The sequence below is a fragment of the Streptomyces sp. NPDC050418 genome, assembly GCF_044458745.1.
GTDB lineage: Bacteria > Actinomycetota > Actinomycetes > Streptomycetales > Streptomycetaceae > Streptomyces.
This window is the reverse complement of sequence record NZ_JBITIG010000006.1, coordinates 309,383-326,827: the sequence shown is the minus strand read 5'-3', so window position 1 is coordinate 326,827 and position 17,445 is coordinate 309,383. Positions and strand designations below refer to the sequence as shown.

The following is a 17,445-nucleotide window of genomic DNA, read 5'->3' as shown; positions in this document are numbered from 1 at the left end:
CGGTTCTAGGCCAGCACCCGCTTCCGGCAGGCGCTGGGCGTACCCCAAGCCGTCCGCAGGGCCTGCGCCTTGCGGATCCAGAGGGAGAGGTCGAGCTCCTCGGTGTAGCCGATCGCGCCGTGGAGCTGGAGTGCCGTGCGGGATGCGTGGTACGCGGCCTCCGATGCGGTGAGTTTGGCGGCGGCGAGGTCGGTGCGGCTCATCGTGAGGGCCGCGCCGAACAGGAGGGGCTGGGCGAACTCCAGCTTCAGCAAGGTGTCGGCCAGTTGGTGCTTCACGGTCTGGAACGTGCCGATCTCCGTGCCGAACTGCTTGCGCTGCTTGACGTACGCCACCGTGCGGTCGAGCAGCGCCCGGCCCACCCCGAGCGTCTGCGCCGCCGCCGCGAGCGTGCCCCAGGCCTCCGTGGCCGCGAACGCGGCGCGGTCCTGGGTGAGGAGCTCCGTGGGGGCGCCCGGTTCGGTGAGCCGGCGGGCGGGGTCCACGGAGCGGTGGGTCGGGCCGTGGTCCGCGCACAGGTGCAGTCCGCCGTCCGCGAAGGTGACGGTGACGTCGGCGGCCTCGGCGTCCAGGGCGTACGGGCCGCCGGGCGCCTTGACCGTGGCCATCACGGAGCCGTCGGCGAGGCCCGGGAGCAGCGCCTTGGCGTGCGCGGAGTCCTTCGCCGCGGCGAGCAGCCCGGCCACCGCGGCCGTCTCCACGACCGGCCCGGGCACGCCGTGCCGCCCCAACTCGACGTACGCGACGGCCAGTTCCACCGGGAGCGGCCCCACACCCTCGTACTCCTCGGGCACGGCGAGCGCGAACACGCCCGCCTCCGCGAGCCGGGCCCACAGGGCGCGGCCCGCAGTGAAGTCACCGGCACCCCAGGACCGTACGGCCGCGGGCACGTCGGCAGCGGTCAGCATCGCGTCGAGGCTGCGGGCGAACTCGCGCTGCTCGTCGTCGAGGAGGAAGCGTGTTCCCGTCATGTCCGCCGTCCCTTCGGCAGGCCGAGCAGCCGCTCGGCGATGATGTCGCGCTGGATCTCGTTGGTGCCGGCGTAGATGGGGCCCGCGAGCGAGAAGACATAGCCCTCGGCCCAGTCGTACGGGCCGTCACCGTGCTCGGCCAGCTCGCCGTCCGCGCCCAGGAGGTCGAGCGCGGTCTCGTGCAGCGCGATGTCGTACTGGGACCAGAACACCTTGTTCAGGGACGACTCCGCGCCGATCGTCTCGCCGGCGGCGAAGCGGGACGCGTTGGCCGCGGTGAACAGCTGGTAGGCGCGGGCGCCGACCACCGCGTCCGCCACCCGGTCGCGCAGCGCGGTGTCCGCCGGGTTGCCCCGCTCGCGCCACAGGGCGGCCAGGTGCTCCGCCGCCGCCAGGAAGCGGCCGGGGGAGCGCAGCGTCAGGCCGCGCTCGTTGCCCGTGGTCGACATGGCGATACGCCAGCCCTGGCCCGCCTCGCCGATGACGTCCTCGTCGGGCACGAAGACCTCGTCGAGGAAGAGCTCCGCGAAGGCCGGTTTGCCGTCGAGCCGTCCGATGGGGCGGACGGTCACCCCGGGCGCGCGCAGATCGAACATCAGATACGTGAGGCCCCGGTGCGGGCGGTCGGCGTCCGGGTCCGTGCGGAAGATGCCGAACGCCCGGTCCGCGAACGCCGCACGCGAGGACCAGGTCTTCTGTCCGGAGAGCAGCCAGCCGCCCTCGGTCCGTACCGCGCGCGACTTCAGCGAGGCCAGATCGCTGCCCGCCTCCGGCTCCGACCATGCCTGCGCCCAGATCACCTCGCCGCTCGCCATCGAGGGCAGGATCCGGGCCTTCTGCTCGGAGGTGCCGTGGTCGAGGAGCGTGGGCGCGAGCAGATTGATGCCGTTCTGCGAGACACGGCCGGGCCCGCCCGCCGCGTAGTACTCCTCCTCGAAGATCAGCCACCGGAAGATGTCCACGCCCCGGCCGCCGTACTCCTCGGGCCAGGACACCACCGACCAGCGGTCCGCCGCGAGCCGGGCCTCCCAAGCGCGGTGCTGCGCGAAGCCCTCCTCCGTCTCCAGTGAACGCAGGGGCGTCCGCGGGACGTTGGCGCGCAGCCAGTCCCTCGCCTCCTGACGGAACGCCTGCTCCTCGGGTGACTGGTCCAGGTCCACGGGCCGTCCCACTCCCTTGCTCCGAGCTTCCCTAACAAGTGTTTGGTAGGTTAACCTCCTGCCGTGACCGACAACAAGCCGCAGTACGTGAAAGGCCATGGGCTCCTCGACGGGCGTACCGCGGTGATCACCGCGGCCGCCGGGGCGGGGATCGGCGGCGCGACAGCGCGCCGCTTCCTGGAGGAGGGCGCCTCCGTCGTCATCAGCGACGCCCACGCGCGCCGGCTCGCCGAGTCCGAGGCCGGACTGGCCAAGGAGTTCGGGGCCGACCGGGTGGGCTCGCTGCCCTGCGACGTGACGGACGAGGAGCAGGTGCAGGCTCTGTTCTCGTACGCCGTCGAGCGCCATGGCGGCCTCGACCTCGTCGTCAACAACGCGGGTCTGGGCGGCACTTCGGCCCTCGTCGACATGACGGACGAGCAGTGGTCGAAGGTGCTCGACGTGACGCTCAACGGGACCTTCCGCTGCGTCCGCGCGGCGCTGCGGCACTTCAAGGAGTCCGGCTCCGGCGGCGTCATCGTCAACAACGCCTCCGTCATCGGCTGGCGCGCCCAGGCCGGGCAGGCGCACTACGCGGCCGCGAAGGCGGGCGTCATGGCGCTCACGCGGACCGCCGGGATCGAGGGCGCGGAGTACGGGGTACGGGTCAACGCCGTCTCGCCGAGCCTCGCCATGCATCCGCACCTGGTGAAGGTCACGACACCCGAACTGCTCGACGAGCTGACGGCACGCGAGGCCTTCGGGCGGTACGCCGAGCCGTGGGAGGTGGCCAACGTGATCGTGTTCCTGGCCGGGCCCTACTCCTCGTACATGACGGGTGAGGTCGTCTCCGTGAGCAGTCAGCACGCGTAGGGGCGGGACAATGGAAGTGTGCCGAAGCAGAACGACAAGACCGTGACCCCGTCGCCCGCCCGCCGCGGCGAACTCCTCGCGACCGCCGCCGAGGTGTTCGCCGCGCAGGGCTACAACGCCACCACCGTGCGCAAGATCGCCGACGAGGCGGGGATGCTCGCGGGCAGCCTCTACTACCACTTCGATTCGAAGGAGGGGATCCTCGACGAAATCCTCTCCACCTTCCTCGACGAGCTCTGGCAGGGCTACGACGCGGTGCTCGCCGCCGGCCTCGGGCCGCGCGAGACCATCGAGGCCCTGGTCACCGAGTCCTTCCGGGAGATCGACCGGCACCGCGCCGCCGTCGCCATCTACCAGAAGGAGTCCCGCCACCTCGCGCAGCAGGAGCGCTTCTCGTATCTCGTCGAATCGCAGGAGAAGTTCGAGAAGGCCTGGCTCGGCACGCTCGAACGCGGGGTCGCCGCCCAGGTCTTCCGCTCCGACCTGGACATCCGGCTCACGTACCGCTTCGTGCGCGACACCGTGTGGGTCGCCGCGTCCTGGTACCGGCCGGGCGGGCAGCACAGCCCGGAGGAGATCGCCCGGCAGTACCTGTCGATGGTCCTGGACGGAATCGCCGTACGTACGTAACTCATGTTTCCTGTTGAGGGAGTTGTGTCATGGCCGAGGCCTACATAGTCGAAGCGGTCCGTACGCCGGTGGGGCGCCGCAAGGGCGGTCTGTCCGGGGTGCACCCCGCCGACCTGGGCGCGCATGTGCTCAAGGCGCTCGTGGAGCGCTCGGGGGTGGACGCCGCGGCCGTCGAGGACGTGGTCTTCGGCTGCCTCGACACCGTCGGACCGCAGGCCGGTGACATCGCGCGCACCGCGTGGCTGGCGGCCGGGCTGCCGGAGGAGGTGCCCGGTGTGACCATCGACCGGCAGTGCGGCTCCTCGCAGCAGGCCGTGCACTTCGCCGCGCAGGGTGTCCTGTCCGGCACGCAGGACCTGGTGGTCGCCGGCGGTGTCCAGAACATGACCATGATCCCGATCGCCTTCGCCTCGCGTCAGGCGGGCGAGCCGCTCGGTCTGACCGACGGCCCCTTCCACGGGTCGGTGGGCTGGGAGGCGCGCTACGGCAAGCAGCCCGTCAACCAGTTCCACGGCGCCGAACTGATCGCCTCCAAGTGGGGCATCACCCGGCGCGACCAGGAGGAGTTCGCCCTGCGCTCGCACCAGCGGGCGCTGCGGGCCATCGACGAGGGACGCTTCGACCGCGAGACGGTCGCGTACGGGAATGTGACCGTGGACGAGGGGCCGCGCCGCGACACCTCCCTGGAGAAGATGGCCGGTCTGAACCCTGTCGTGGAGGGCGGCACCATCACGGCGGCCTGCTCCTCACAGGTCTCAGACGGCGCGGCGGCGCTGCTGATCGCCTCCGAACAGGCCGTACGGGAACACGGACTGACCCCGCGCGCCCGCATCCACCACCTGTCGGTACGCGGCGAGGACCCCATCCGGATGCTCTCCGCGCCGATCCCGGCGACGGCGTACGCCCTGAAGAAGTCCGGCATGTCCATCTCGGACATCGACCTGGTGGAGATCAACGAGGCCTTCGCCCCGGTGGTCCTCGCCTGGCTCAAGGAGACAGGCGCGGACCCGGAGAAGGTCAACGTCAACGGCGGCGCCATCGCCCTGGGCCACCCACTGGGCGCGACGGGCGTCAAGCTGATGACGACGCTGCTGCACGAACTGGAGCGTACGGGGGGCCGGTTCGGGCTGCAGACGATGTGTGAGGGCGGCGGGCAGGCGAACGTGACGATCATCGAACGCCTCTGACCTGCGCTCGGCGGTCTGCGGGTTAGCTCATTTGTTGCTCGGATCCGGTGTCGCCTTCCCTGGCCAGGGGTATATTCCGGCCACCGGATCCGGGGTGTTCCGCCAGTGATGGGGGTGAGCCGTATGGGGCTGTGGATCGGACTTCTCGCGGCGTTCGTGGTGGCACTCGGCCTGTGCCTGCTCGTCCTGCGCCGCCGCGGCGGCTCGGGCGAGTCCGGCGCGCTGGAACGCGGCGCGGCGGAGCGGGCGGCTGCGGCCGGGCTCGCGGGGAACCACATCAATCAGCAGACGATGGGGCCCGGCGGTATGTAGCCACTGAACGGGACGCAACGCGGGCGCAGACGCACGATGAGGGGCCGCGACGGGGTTCACCCGCCGCGGCCCCGCATGCGTCAGCGGCCGACGAGCAGGTCCAGCTCCCGCCCCAACTCCTCCCGGAGCGGGTCGTGTTGCGGGCCGAGCGCGTGCCGCTCGTCCGTCCACCGCTCACGCGGATACCGCCAGACGGGCCCGGAGGCCAGGTCGGCCGGTTCCCAGCTGTAGCGCGGCCAGACGTGGGCGTGCAGCGGCGGGAGGCTGTTGCCGAGGATCTCCAGGTTGATCCGCCGGAATCCGGTGTCCAGGCGCCCGCACACCCGCTCCACCGCCTCGCCGAGCCGTTCCATGTCGTCGAGGAAGGCGAGACGACGGGGGCGGGGCAGGTCCGTGAGGCGTTCCGCGCCCGGGGTGTCGGTCAGGAGGACCGTGTAGCCCGGCAGGAACTGAGTGTCCCCGATGGCCGCGAAGCCCGCGGTCAGGCGGCGTACGACCGTGGGGTTGGTGCCGGTCAGGGCCGTGCCGGTGCGGTCTGACTGCCAGGGGTTCGTCATGTGGCCTCCCTTGTGTCGCTCCCAAAAGTCTCTTGACGTCGAGATTCTCCAGGTGTGAGACTGCCGCGGTGTCTTGATGTCGAGATAACTCGGGGGCGATGTGCGGCGCGAAGGCGTGGGGCTGGTCGGGCAGTTGCGGCGGCCGCCCGGTGGGCGGGATGCGCGGCTGATGTTGTTCGGGCAGTTCGTCGACCGTACGGGGACGGGGGTGTGGGCGGCCTCCTGCGTGCTGTACTTCACCGTCGTCACCGAGCTGGACGCCGCGCAGATCGGGCTGCTGCTCGGGATCGCCGGGGTCGCGGGGATCGCCGGGTCGCCGGTCGCGGGGTGGCTCGCGATGCGGGTGCCCGTGCGGACGCTGCTGATCGGCTGTCATGTGCTGCGGGTCGGCAGTGTGGGGCTGCTGCTCGTGTTGGAGAGTTTCGCGGCGCTGTTGCCCGTGGTCGCGCTGACGTCCGTCGGTGACAGGGCCGCAAAGACGCTGGAGATGGTGTTCGCGACCGAGGTGGCGGGGGAGCGGCGCGGGACGTATCAGGCGCTGTTCCGTACGGTCGCCAACGCCGGGTACGCGTTGGGTGCCGGTGTCGCGGCGGTGGGGCTCGCCTTCGACGCGTACCGGCTGCTGATCATCGCGAACATGGTCTCCTTCGGTGTGGCGGCCGGTCTCGTACGGGCCACCCGGCTGCGGAAGCCGGCGGGCGGACGGCCGTCCAAGTCCGGTGCCGCGCCCGCGGGTTCGCGGAAGGCGCGAGGGCCGTGGCGTGATCGTGGGTATCTGCGGTTCGCGCTGCTCGATGTGCCGCTGAACCTCGATGACTCGATCCTGATGGTCGGGCTGCCGTTGTGGCTGGTCAGCAGCACGGCCGCGCCGCATCTGCTCGTTCCCGTGTTCCTCGTGGTCAACACCGTGATGGTGGTGCTGCTGCAGCTCCAGTTCTCCACACGGTTCGACGGACCGCAGGGAGCGCTGCGTGCCCTGCGGTACTACGGGGTCTCGGTCGCGGTGGGATGCGTGCTGCTCGCCCTGTCGGCCGGGGCTTCCGCGGCCGTGGCGGGGGCGCTGCTCCTGGCGACGGCCGTCGTCGTGACCGTCGCCGAGCTGCTGCGGTCCGTCAGCTCCTGGGAACTCGCCGTCTCCCTCGCGCCGGTCGCGGAACGGCCCGCCTATCTGGGGGTCGCCGGGATGTCCCAGTCCGTGCAGAAGTCCGCGGGCCCGCCGCTCGTCACCGGAGCGGTGATGGCGACCGGTCCCGTGGGCTGGCTCGCCCTCGGCGGTGTGCTGGCGGGGCTCTCCGCCGTACAGCTGAAGGGCAGTGCACGACGGTTGAAGGCCATGGAGGACACGACGGACGAGCCGGGGACGCGACAGCCGGTGAGCGTGGCCGCGTCCCCGGCCTGCGAGGCGGAGCCGGTCAGTCCACCACCCTCGCCCTGAGCGCCGCGACCGTCCCCCAGTTCAGACCGAGCCCGTCGCGTACGTAGCCGGTGAGCCCGCCGAAGTCCGCCTCCGCCTGGGTGAGTGCGGCCCCGAGGTAGTCGGGCCGCACCTCCTGGACCGGGATGAGGAGGTCGGGGTTCTGCATCAGGCCCAGCGCCTTGATGCCTTCACGGGTGCGGCGGTCGGCCTCGGCGCGGAACGTGTTGGAGGCCAGGAAGTCCTCCCGCGCGGTCGCGCCCGGTACGCCCACCAGACGCAGGAGCAGGTAACTCGTCCAGCCCGTACGGTCCTTGCCGGACGTGCAGTGGTAGAGCACCGGGCCGCGCGCCCGCGCCACATCGCGCAGCGTCGCGGCGAACTGGGCGCGGTTCGTGGCGTCCGTGACGAACGCGCGGTAGATCGACCGCATCAGCTCCGCGCCCCGGTCGCCGCCGAGCGCGGCCTCCTGGCGTACCGGATCGCGGGAGCCGATGATCCCCAGGAGCTGGGCGTACAGACCGAGGTCGCTGATCGGGCGGGCGACCGGGGTCACTCCCGCGGGCAGCCGGTCCGCACCGTTCTGCTGGATCTCGAACGGGACCCGGAAGTCGATCGCCCTCGACAGCTTCAGACCGGCGAGCGTGGTCACGTCCGCGTCCGTCAGCTTGCCGAGTTCGTCGGCGCGGTAGACCCGCCCGTGCCGGACCCGTTCGCCGTCGTAGGTGCGGTAGCCGCCCAGGTCGCGGACGTTGACCGCGCCCTGGAGCGGGATGTGACGTACGGCCGCCGGCTTGTGACGGGCCGTCGCCGGTGCGGCGGTCACCGCCAGGGCGGCCGTCGCGACGGTGGTGCTCAGCAGTGCGCGTCTCGTCAGGGGCATGACGCTCCTCCCGTGTACGGGGAAGGGGGATCACCCTGGTGTCGGCAGGGTGCCTTGCGCTGGTGCCGGTGCGGAGGATGGGGACGGTTGTTCCGGTGCGGAGATTTGAGGGAGTGCGGGCGACGGGTCGTGCAGCCGGTTCAGGACGGCATCCGCCTCGGCCATCACCCGGTCCACCAGCTCCTTGCAGGACGGCAGATCCTCGATGACGCCCGCGACCTGCCCGGACGCCATGATTCCGAGGTCCGTGCGGCCTTCGACCATGGACGCCTTGAGCAGCATCGGGGTGTTGGCGGCGAGCAGCACCTGGCTCCAGGCCAGCTCCTTGCCGTGCTTCATGGCGAGCCCGTCGCGCACCATCTCCCGCCAGCTCAGACCGGACAGCTTGCGGAAGGCCGCCGCGTGCCGGACGGCGCGGGCAAGTGTGCGGGTGCGGCCCGCGTTCTCCAGGGAGGTGACGAGGTCCGTACGGAGCATGCGGTGGGGCAGACCGTCCACGGCCGTCGTGACCGTCACGTCCTTGACGCTCGCCGCCAGATAGCGGGCCTTCACGGCGTCCGGGACGGTCGAGTCCGACGTCAGCAGGAAGCGGGTGCCCATGGCGACCCCCGCCGCCCCGTACGCGAGCGCGGCGACAAGGCCCCGCCCGTCATGGAAGCCGCCGGCCGCCACGACGGGGATGTCCACGGCGTCCACGACCTGCGGCAGCAGCACGGTCGTCGCCACATCGCCCGTGTGCCCGCCGCCCTCGCCGCCCTGCACGATCACCGCGTCCGCGCCCCACGCCGCGACCTTCTCGGCGTGCCGCCGCGCCCCGATCGACGGGACGACGACCACGCCCGCCTCCTTGAGCTCGGCGATCAGTTCCTTCGAGGGCGCGAGCGCGAACGACGCCACCTTCACGCCCTCGTCGATGATGATCCGCACCCGGTCGCCCGCGTCCCCGGCGTCGGCCCGCAGATTCACGCCGAACGGTTCGGACGTACGGGACTTCACCTCCCGTACCGCCGAGCGCAGCTGGTCGACGGTCATCGTCGCGGAGGCCAGGATGCCGAGCGCGCCCGCGTTCGCCGTCGCGGAGACCAGGCGCGGGCCCGCCACCCAGCCCATGCCGGTCTGGACGAGGGGGTGGCGGACGCCGGCCAGGCGCGTGAGAGCCGTCTCCATCACGCGGGCACCTCGCGGTGGCGCAGCCCGCGCGGGTCGATCACGTCGCGGATCAACTCCAGCTCGTGCGCGGTCGGTTCACGTGTCAGGGGGACGTCCTCGGGGACGACGAGCGCGAAGCCGGTCGCCTCGGTCACCTCGTCCACCGTGACCCCGGGGTGCAGGGCCGCGAGGCGCATCGCGTGGTCGGGGGTCTCGAAGTCGAAGACGCCGAGGTTGGTGACCACGCGCGGGAGCCGGTGGTAGCGCGTGGCGCTCGGGCCCGCCTCGGCGGCGCGCTGATAGCCGACCCCGGACACCATGTCCACGTGCTCGACGAAGACCCGCGTCGAATGCTTGGGGATCCAGTAACTCGTCGGATTGTTGAGGGTGTTGACCGGCGCGCCGCGCACTCCGAGCAGCTGGCGCTTCGGGCGCTCCCAGTCGCCGATGCAGGAGATGTTCTGGTTGCCGAAGCGGTCGATCTGGCTCGCGCCCATCATCACGTGCCGCTTGCCGCCCGTGACCATCGCCAGGTGCTGGCGGTACGGCAGCCAGCCCTCCACCGTCCCGTCCAGATCGACGAGCATCGCCTCGCCGTCGGTCAGGAGCAGGTCGGGTGAGAAGGTGCGCTTGGCCAGGCGCGCGCCGAAGCCGGGGATCAGGCCCATCGGGCTCGCGAGCACCTCGCCGTTGTCGCGCCAGGCCTCGGCGCAGGCGATCACGCAGTACTCGGCGCGGGTCACGGTCGTGGTGGCTGCCGGGGTGGTCGTCACTTCTGCTCCTCGTGCCAGGCCTCCACGGCCGACTGGTAGGCGGCCTCGTCGCCGGCGAGGAAACGCTCGGCGAACGCGGCGTACGGCGTGGTGGCGTACAGCTTCTGGAAGGGCTCGTCGCGTCCGTAGTCGGGTGCGCAGGACGTGAAGTGCGCGCCGTTCGGCGTCTCGATCACCCCGGCCACGCTGTGCCGTTTCACCAGGAGCGTCTGCGGTGCGGCCTCCTTGGTGAGCTCCGCCGTCTCCACGATCCGCTCGCAGCTGACGTACGCGGCGTCGGCGGCCTCGCAGAACAGATCGTCGAAGTACGGGTCGGGGCCCAGGTACTGGCCGTTGCCGAGCCGGTCGGCGCGGTTGAGGTGCACGAAGGCCGCGTCCAGGCGCAGGGCGGGCATGGCGACGAAGGTCTCGCCGTCCTCGTACGGCGAAGTGACCGTCTTCAGCGAAGGGTTGACGCGCATGACGTCCGAGCCGATCCCGGCCCGCACGGGCAGGAACGGCAGACGGTTCGCGGCCGCGTGCAGCCCCCACATGAACATCGCCTCGTCGACCTCCGTCACCTCGAAGGCGCCGCTCTCGCGGGCGGCGCGGAAGTGCGGCTCGAGCGGGATCGAGTCGAGCGTGGTGAACGGGGTGACCAGCTTGCGGATCCGGCCGGCCGCCGCGAGAAGTCCCACGTCGGGGCCGCCGTACGAGACCACCGTCAGGTCGGTGACCTCGGACCGCAGCAGGGCGCGGACCAGGGCCATCGGCTTGCGGCGTGAGCCCCAGCCGCCGATGCCCAGCGTCATCCCGCTCTCCACGCGGCCGATCACGGCCTCCACGGTCATCGTCTTGTCGCTCACTTGCCGTCCCCTCCGGTCGTGCCGAACGTGTCCCGTACGCGGTCCGCGACCCCGCTGAGGTTGGCCTCGAAGGTGAAGCCCTGCTCGAAGCGGTAGCTGCGGTGCACGTCCACGGGATCGATGCCGTTGATCGCGGCCTTCGCGAGCCGCAGCAGATAGCCGTCCTTCCGGGCGATCTCGCGCGCCAGGTCCAGTGCCTCGTCGAGGACTTGCTCGCGCGGCACGACCTTCCACACCGAGCCGTGCGCGTGCAGCTCGGCGGCGGTCGCGGTGCGCGAGGTGTAGTACAGCGCGCGCATCAGGTGCTGCGGGACGAGCCGCGACAGGTGCGTGGCGGCGCCGAGCGCGCCGCGGTCCAGCTCGGGCAGCCCGAAGGTCGCGTCCTCGGAAGCCACGATCGCGTCGGCGTTGCCGACGAGCCCGATCCCGCCGCCCAGACAGAACCCGTGCACGGCGGCGATCACCGGGACCTCGCACTCGTACACCGCCGAGAAGGCCGCGTAGCAGCCGCGGTTGGCGCCGATGAGCGCGCCGTGGCCGCTGTCGCGCTGCATCTCCTTGATGTCGACGCCCGCGTTGAAGCCGCGGCCCGCGGAGGTGAGCACGACGACCCGCGTCTGCGGGTCACGGCCCGCGGCGAGCAGCGCGTCCGCCAGGTCGTACCAGCCCTGTACGGGAAGGGCGTTGACGGGCGGGAAGTCGACTGTGACCTGTGCGATGCCCTTGTCCGGGCTCGAGGTGGAGACACCCATGGGAGGATCAGCTACCTTTCCACCAAACATTTGTTAGGTGGGGAAGGTAGCAGCGAATGGAGATGGATGGGAGGGTCGCGGTCGTCACGGGCGGCACCCGTGGCGTCGGCGCCGGGATCGCACGGGCCTTTCTGGAGGCCGGGGCGCAGGTCGTGATCTGTGCGCGCCGGCCGCCGGACGCGCCCGTCGAAGCGGCGGGCAGGACCGCCGAGTTCAAGGCGGTCGACCTGCGGGACGTGGCCGCTGTCGAGGGCTTCTTCGCCGAAGTCGCCGCAGCTCACGGCCGGTTGGACGTGCTGGTCAACAACGCCGGCGGCACGCCCTACCGCACGCTCGCCGAGGGCGGTGCGGCCCGGCACGCGCGGGTGCTGGAACTCAACCTCGTGGTCCCGCTGACCGTCTCGCTCGCCGCGTACCCCCTGCTTCGCGAGAGCCGCGGCTCGGTCGTGATGGTCGGCAGCGTGAGCGGGCAGCGGCCCTCGCCGGGCAGCGCCGCGTACGGGGCGGCCAAGGCGGGTCTCGCGAACCTGGCCACGTCCATGGCGGTGGAGTGGGCGCCCGAAGTGCGCGTGAACACGCTGGTGCTCGGCATGGTGCGGACCGAACTGTCCGAACTGCACTACGGCGACGCGGCCGGAGTGGCGGCTGTCGCGGGAACGGTCCCGCTCGGGCGGCTCGCGGAGCCGTCGGACGTCGGCGCGGCCGCGGTCTACCTCGCGTCACCGCAGGCCGCGTACGTCAGCGGGGCGAGCCTGCTGCTGCACGGAGGCGGGGAACGCCCCGCGTTTCTGGACGCTGCGAATGTCAACAAGGAGAGCTGAGATGCCGGTTGAGGGTCTGTGTGCGGGACGAGTGGTCATCGTGACGGGGGCGGGGCGCGGCCTCGGGCGTGCGCACGCCCTCGCCTTCGCGGCCGAAGGGGCCCGGGTCGTGGTGAACGACCTCGGGGTCGGGCTGGACGGGGCGGCGGCGGACAGTCCGGCGGCGCAGGTGGTGGCCGAGATCGAGGCGGCGGGCGGCTCGGCGGTCGCGCACGGCGGGGACATCGCGACGTCGGAGGGCGCCGCGTCGCTGGTGGCCGCCGCACTGGACGCGTACGGGCGGGTCGACACCCTGGTCAACAACGCCGGGTTCCTGCGGGACCGGATGCTGGTCAACCTCGACGAGGACGACTGGGACGCCGTGATGCGCGTCCACCTCAAGGGCCACTTCCTGCCGTTGAAGCACGCGGCGGCGTGGTGGCGTACGGAGGCGAAGGCGGGGCGCACGGTGGCCGCCCGGGTCATCAACACGTCCTCCGGGGCCGGGCTGCTGGGCTCGGTCGGCCAGGGCAACTACTCGGCGGCGAAGGCCGGGATCCTCGGGCTGACGGCGGTGGCGGCGGCGGAGATGGGGCGGTACGGGGTGCAGGTCAACGCGATCGCGCCGGCCGCGCGGACGCGTATGACGGAGGCGACCTTCGCCTCGACGATGGCCGCGCCGGGGGAAGGGGCCTTCGACGCGATGGCCCCGGAGAACGTCTCGCCGCTGGTGGTGTGGCTCGGGTCCACCGCGTCGGAGGGGGTGACCGGGCGGGTCTTCGAGGTGGAGGCCGGGAAGGTGACCGTCATGGAGGGGTGGCGGCGGGGGCCGTCGGTGGACAAGGGGTCGCGGTTCTCTCCGCGGGAAGTGGGGGAGGTTGCGCGGGAGTTGTTGGGGCGGGCGGAGGTGCCGGGGGCGGTGTACGGGGCGGGGTGAGGGTTTGGTTTGGGGGTGGGTCGGGGTGCGGTTCGTGGGTGGGTGCGGGTGGGTGGCGCCTGCGGCGGGCTTCTTCCCCCCACCCCGCCCCTTCCCGAAACCGGGGGCTGCGCCCCCCCGGGCCCCCGTTTTGGGGCTTCGCCCCTTGCCCCCTGTCGCGCTGAACGCGCTCGTCCTCAAACGCCGGACGGGCTGAGGGTTGCCCTGGACCCCAAGCCCGCGCCGCGCGACGATGCGCCCCGTGGACTTCGTAGGGCGCCAAGCCGCGCTGGGCAAGCTCGCGCACATCAAGGGGCTCGCCGGTACCGGGCAGCCGCAGAAGGTACTCGTGCAGGGGCCCGCGGGGATCGGGAAGACCGCTCTCGTACGGGAGTTCCTCGGCAGCGGAGGAAGCGAGGGGAGCGGAGGCGGTGCGGGTGCCATCCGTGCCCTTCAGGCCGACGGGGACGAGACCGAGGCACGGCTTGCGTTCGGGGTGGTCGAGCGGCTGCTCGGTGGGCGGCCGCGGACGCGCTGGGCCGATCAGCCCGCCGCGGGGGCCGCGCTGCTGGAAGCGCTGGACGAAGCCCAGGGGGACGAGGAGCAGACCGTGGCCCTCGTCGTGGACGATGCCCAGTGGGCCGACCACGCCTCGCTGCAGGCGCTGACCTTCGCCGTACGCCGGTTGCGGGCCGATCGCGTGCTCACTCTCCTTGTGGTGCGCGACGTGCACGACACCCGGCTGCCGGACGGGCTGCGCCGCCTGTTCACCGACGACGGCACGACCCGGATCGATCTGGACGGTCTGGACGCTGCGGAACTGCGGGAGTTGAGCGGCGGAGCCCTCGGCGCACGCGCTGCCGCCCGGCTGCACACCCACACCGGCGGCAACCCCCTGCACGCCCGCGCCCTCCTCGACCAGGAAGGCCCCGCGCTCCTGCGCGCGCTGGAGCGGGACGGTACGGCGCCGCCCGCCCCGAAATCGTTCACCGCGCTCGTACTGGCACGGCTCCGGGCCTGTTCACCGGCGGCCGAGGCGCTGGTGAACGCCGCCGGAGTGCTCGGGATGCAGTGCACGTTGGATGAGGCTGCGGCCGTGGCGGGTGACGGGGGAGCGGGCCCAGCGAGCGCCGGCGACCGGACTGTCGCGCTCGAAGAGGCCGTACGTGGTGGGTTGTTGAGCGAGCGGCCCGGTGACCCGCTCATCCGCTTCCCGCATCCGCTCGTGCACGCGGCGGTCTACCACCACCTCGGCCCCTCCCGCCGCGCCACCCTCCACCTGCGCGCCGCCGCGCACACCACGGACCCGGCGGGCGCCCTGCGCCACCGCGCGGCCGCCGCGTCCGGGCCGGACCCGGTCCTGGCCGCCGACCTCGCGGCGCTCGGCCGGCGCTTCGCGGCCGAGGGTGCCTGGGCGGACGCGGCGGCCCAACTGGGCGCCGCCGCACGGCTGGCGAAGGAACGGTCCGTGTACGAGCGCTGCACGCTGGAGGAGGTCGAGTGCCGCATCCTCGCCGGCGCCGTGCCCGACGTGGCCGAGGCGGCCCGTGAGCTGGGGACCTTCGCCGCGTCGGGCTGGCGCAGCTATCTCCTCGGCCGGCTCAGCCTGTTCGACCTCGACCGGTGCGAACTGCTGCTCCGCGACGCCTGGCGGCGCTGCGACCCGCAGACCGAACCGGTGCTCGCCGCACGCATCGCCGCCCAGTTCGCCGCGCTGTACGGCAGCATGTCGCGCGGCGCGGAGATGGCGGAGTGGGCCGGGCTCGCGCTGCGCACCGCCCCGGACGACACCGCCACCGACATGATCCGCTACCTCGCCCTCATCGGCCGCGCGATGAGCGGTGACGCGGCCGGCGCGCTCGCCGGACTTCCGCTGCTCCCCGACCCGGCGCTCGCCGCACCGGCCGAGCTGGAGCAGATCCTCGCGCGCGGCGCGCTGCGCGAGATGACGGGGGACATCCCGGGCGCGGTGGCCGATCTGACCGCGGTGTTCGCGCACTGCCAGGGCCGGGCGGCCTCGTTCCGTGTCCTGGCCGCGACCTCGCTCGCCTCGGCCGAGTACCGCGCGGGCCGCTGGGACGACGCCCTGGCGCACTGCGACTTCGCGCTCACGCTGGCCGCGGACACCGACCAGCCGCACATCGCCCTGTACTGCCGCACCCTCGCCACCCTGCTGCACAGCGCACGCGGCGCGTTCGCCAAGGCCGCGGCCCACGCCCGGGTGGTACGCGAGTACGCGGCCTTCGGCCATCTCAACCCGTCGGTGTGGGCGGCCCTCGCCGAAGGCCATCTGGCCCGTGCCGAGGGCCGGCACGAGGACGTGGCCCTCGCCCTCGATCCGCTGCTCGCGCTCGGCGGCCGCGGCGACTTCTCCGAACCCGGTTCGCTGCCCTGGGCCGACGCACTAGCCGATGCGTGGACGGCACTCGACGACCACAAGCGCGCCGCATCCGCCCTCGCGCCCTGCGAGTCGGCCGCCGCGCAGCGCGGCCATCACGGCGCCCTGCTGCTCGCCGCGCGCAGCCGCGGGGTCCTGGAGGCGGCGCGCGGCGACCAGAGCGCCGCCGAGCGTGCGTTCCGGCTCGCGCACAAGCATGCCGAGCACGTCGCGATCCCCTTCGACCGCGCGCTGCTGCATCTCTCCCACGGCCGCTTCCTGCGCCGTACGGGGCGGCGCAAGCAGGCCGGCGACCAGCTGACCCGGGCCCGCGACCTCCTCTTACGCCTCGATGCGCGGCCCGATCTGGAGCGCTGCGAACGGGAGCTGGCCGCCTGCGGACTCGAACCCGGGGCGCGCCGGGCCCGGGAGGCCGCGCGCCTGACCCCGCAGGAGCTCGCGGTGGCGCGCCAGGTGGTGGCCGGGCTCACGAACCGGCAGGTGGCCCGGGAGCTCGTGATCAGTGTGAAGACCGTCGAGTACCACCTGGGCCGGATCTTCAACAAGCTGGGTGTGGACTCCCGTACGCGCCTGGCCGCCGCACTCGCCGCGGAGCAGTAGGGACGCGCGACCGCCGCAACCGCGATACCGGAAGAGCGGCAATCCTGGGGATTCCCCCGGGGCGTTCCCCGGGGCGGCGAACCGGCCCGCTCCCTAACGTCGTCGACACCTTCGCGGAACGGCCGCGGAGGAATCCGACGGGGGAGAAGCCGTCATGGCCGAGAACGTCCGGAACACGGACAGCGTGGTGGGCGCGCTGTCGAACGCCAAGCTCAAAGCGGTCACCGACCGTGTCGTGCGGGAGATGCGGCTGGCCGCCGAGAAGGTCGCCTGCCACCACGCGGAACCCGCCAAGTACCCGATGCCGGCCGCCAAGTCGGCGCCGGAGCAGCTGTTCGCCGCGCGGTTCCGCAGCCTGCCCGAGGGACAGCGCAAGAAGGCGGCCGACAAGGTGACCGCCGCACTGAAGAAGCCGGGACGCGCGGCGGGGCTCGGCGATCTCGCCAAGGTCGACCTGCGCTCGCCGGCCTCGGTGGAGGCACAGGTGAAGGCGCTGCCGTTCCCGTCCGGGCTGAAGTTCCCGGCGGACGAACTGCGCCGGATACCCGGGACCTCGGCCGTCACCGACGGCGAACCCGCCGCCGCGGCGCAGGCCGTCACCGCACTGCGGAACCTCGAACTCCGGATCCATCAGGTCAGGTGTCTCGACGAGACGAGCGAGATCGGCAAGGACGAGATCCATCTGGGCGGCACCAGCATCGACGAGAGCGGGGACACGAAGAAGGTCTCCTCGTTCAAGGTGCGCAGCTTCCACACCGGTGACGTGCAGACGTACGCGCCGCCGAAGCGGTTCACGTTCTTCTCGCTCACCGAGACCACGGTGACGTTCCCGAAGTCGTACTTCGTCACTCTGGTACTGGCCGAGGTCGACTGGGGCGGGCTCGCCGACTTCCTCGACGCACTCCTCGACAAGGTCAAGGCGAAGGTCGCCGCGGCGGTCGCGGCCGCCATCGGCGGGGCGCTGGGCTCGCCCGGCGGTCCGGTCGGCATCGCGATCGGGATCGCGGTGGGCTACGCGGTGACGCAGATCTTCGAGTTCCTGAAGAGCCTGTGGGGCGACGAGGTCTTCAAGCCGGTCACCGTCAGCACGGTCATCCCGTCCCTGACCAGCCGCTGGGCCGGCCAGGACAACAGTGCCGAGCGGTCGGTGGAGTACGCGGGGTACGGGGGACGGTACCGGCTCACGTACGACTGGCGGATGTACGCCTGACGGCCCGCACCTCCCCTGCGGGACAGGGGAGGTGCA

General features: G+C 72.3%; 17 protein-coding genes. 9 read left to right on the top strand and 8 right to left on the bottom strand.

Annotation, left to right across the window (positions count from 1 at the left end; all coding sequences use genetic code 11):
- Nucleotides 1-5: 5 nt before the first annotated feature.
- Nucleotides 6-971 (bottom strand): acyl-CoA dehydrogenase family protein, encoded by a 966-nt coding sequence (locus tag ACIBI4_RS16770; protein WP_399204631.1) that lies wholly within the window; start codon nucleotides 969-971, stop codon nucleotides 6-8.
- Nucleotides 968-2,131, bottom strand: a complete 1,164-nt coding sequence (locus ACIBI4_RS16765) for an acyl-CoA dehydrogenase family protein (protein ID WP_399204630.1) — start codon at nucleotides 2,129-2,131, stop codon at nucleotides 968-970. The genes ACIBI4_RS16770 and ACIBI4_RS16765 overlap by 4 nt, the downstream gene beginning before the upstream one ends.
- Before the next feature lie 63 nt (nucleotides 2,132-2,194).
- Here ACIBI4_RS16765 and ACIBI4_RS16760 point away from each other — a divergent pair, with 63 nt between their 5' ends.
- From ACIBI4_RS16760 to ACIBI4_RS16745, 4 genes are all read left to right on the top strand, one after another.
- Nucleotides 2,195-2,983, top strand: a complete 789-nt coding sequence (locus ACIBI4_RS16760) for an SDR family oxidoreductase (RefSeq protein ID WP_399204629.1) — start codon at nucleotides 2,195-2,197, stop codon at nucleotides 2,981-2,983.
- Nucleotides 2,984-3,025: 42 nt separating this feature from the next.
- Nucleotides 3,026-3,613 carry a TetR/AcrR family transcriptional regulator gene (locus ACIBI4_RS16755; RefSeq protein WP_399204824.1) on the top strand — a complete coding sequence of 196 codons (588 nt, stop codon included), beginning with the start codon at nucleotides 3,026-3,028 and terminating at the stop codon, nucleotides 3,611-3,613.
- A gap of 29 nt (nucleotides 3,614-3,642) precedes the next feature.
- A complete protein-coding gene (locus tag ACIBI4_RS16750) occupies nucleotides 3,643-4,800 on the top strand; it encodes an acetyl-CoA C-acetyltransferase (protein ID WP_399204628.1) in 1,158 nt (385 codons plus the stop codon).
- Between the two features lie 123 nt (nucleotides 4,801-4,923).
- Nucleotides 4,924-5,112: a hypothetical protein gene (locus ACIBI4_RS16745; RefSeq protein ID WP_399204627.1), complete on the top strand. Its 189-nt coding sequence runs from the start codon at nucleotides 4,924-4,926 to the stop codon at nucleotides 5,110-5,112.
- 80 nt (nucleotides 5,113-5,192) lie between these two features.
- On the opposite strand, the gene ACIBI4_RS16740 is transcribed toward ACIBI4_RS16745, so the two are convergent.
- Nucleotides 5,193-5,669, bottom strand: coding sequence for a diadenosine tetraphosphate hydrolase (locus tag ACIBI4_RS16740; RefSeq protein WP_399204626.1), 477 nt, complete (start codon nucleotides 5,667-5,669; stop codon nucleotides 5,193-5,195).
- 169 nt (nucleotides 5,670-5,838) lie between these two features.
- On the opposite strand from ACIBI4_RS16740, the gene ACIBI4_RS16735 reads away from it, so the two are divergent.
- The gene (locus ACIBI4_RS16735) at nucleotides 5,839-7,104 is read left to right on the top strand and encodes an MFS transporter (protein ID WP_399204625.1); all 1,266 of its coding nucleotides are present in this window, start codon (nucleotides 5,839-5,841) and stop codon (nucleotides 7,102-7,104) included.
- On the opposite strand, the gene ACIBI4_RS16730 is transcribed toward ACIBI4_RS16735, so the two are convergent.
- The 5 genes from ACIBI4_RS16730 to ACIBI4_RS16710 are packed head-to-tail and all read right to left on the bottom strand — an operon-like array spanning nucleotide 7,082 to nucleotide 11,485.
- Nucleotides 7,082-7,966: a tyrosine-protein phosphatase gene (locus tag ACIBI4_RS16730; RefSeq protein WP_399204624.1), complete on the bottom strand. Its 885-nt coding sequence runs from the start codon at nucleotides 7,964-7,966 to the stop codon at nucleotides 7,082-7,084. The two genes, ACIBI4_RS16735 and ACIBI4_RS16730, sit on opposite strands and share 23 nt — an antisense overlap.
- 30 nt (nucleotides 7,967-7,996) lie before the next feature.
- A complete protein-coding gene (locus ACIBI4_RS16725; protein ID WP_399204623.1) occupies nucleotides 7,997-9,133 on the bottom strand; it encodes an NAD(P)H-dependent flavin oxidoreductase in 1,137 nt (378 codons plus the stop codon).
- A complete protein-coding gene (locus ACIBI4_RS16720) occupies nucleotides 9,133-9,888 on the bottom strand; it encodes a CoA-transferase subunit beta (protein ID WP_399204621.1) in 756 nt (251 codons plus the stop codon). The genes ACIBI4_RS16725 and ACIBI4_RS16720 overlap by 1 nt, the downstream gene beginning before the upstream one ends.
- Nucleotides 9,885-10,733 (bottom strand): CoA transferase subunit A, encoded by an 849-nt coding sequence (locus ACIBI4_RS16715; RefSeq protein ID WP_399204620.1) that lies wholly within the window; start codon nucleotides 10,731-10,733, stop codon nucleotides 9,885-9,887. Before ACIBI4_RS16715 ends, ACIBI4_RS16720 begins: the two co-directional genes overlap by 4 nt.
- The gene (locus ACIBI4_RS16710) at nucleotides 10,730-11,485 is read right to left on the bottom strand and encodes an enoyl-CoA hydratase family protein (protein WP_399204619.1); all 756 of its coding nucleotides are present in this window, start codon (nucleotides 11,483-11,485) and stop codon (nucleotides 10,730-10,732) included. The genes ACIBI4_RS16715 and ACIBI4_RS16710 overlap by 4 nt, the downstream gene beginning before the upstream one ends.
- Nucleotides 11,486-11,541: 56 nt before the next feature.
- On the opposite strand from ACIBI4_RS16710, the gene ACIBI4_RS16705 reads away from it, so the two are divergent.
- From ACIBI4_RS16705 to ACIBI4_RS16690, 4 genes are all read left to right on the top strand, one after another.
- Nucleotides 11,542-12,306, top strand: coding sequence for an SDR family oxidoreductase (locus ACIBI4_RS16705; RefSeq protein ID WP_399204618.1), 765 nt, complete (start codon nucleotides 11,542-11,544; stop codon nucleotides 12,304-12,306).
- A gap of 1 nt (nucleotide 12,307) precedes the next feature.
- Nucleotides 12,308-13,222: an SDR family oxidoreductase gene (locus ACIBI4_RS16700; RefSeq protein ID WP_399204617.1), complete on the top strand. Its 915-nt coding sequence runs from the start codon at nucleotides 12,308-12,310 to the stop codon at nucleotides 13,220-13,222.
- Nucleotides 13,223-13,463: 241 nt separating this feature from the next.
- Nucleotides 13,464-16,199 (top strand): AAA family ATPase, encoded by a 2,736-nt coding sequence (locus ACIBI4_RS16695; protein ID WP_399204616.1) that lies wholly within the window; start codon nucleotides 13,464-13,466, stop codon nucleotides 16,197-16,199.
- Between the two features lie 154 nt (nucleotides 16,200-16,353).
- Complete coding sequence (locus ACIBI4_RS16690; protein ID WP_399204615.1) at nucleotides 16,354-17,409, top strand: hypothetical protein; 1,056 nt, start codon at nucleotides 16,354-16,356, stop codon at nucleotides 17,407-17,409.
- Nucleotides 17,410-17,445: the final 36 nt, after the last annotated feature.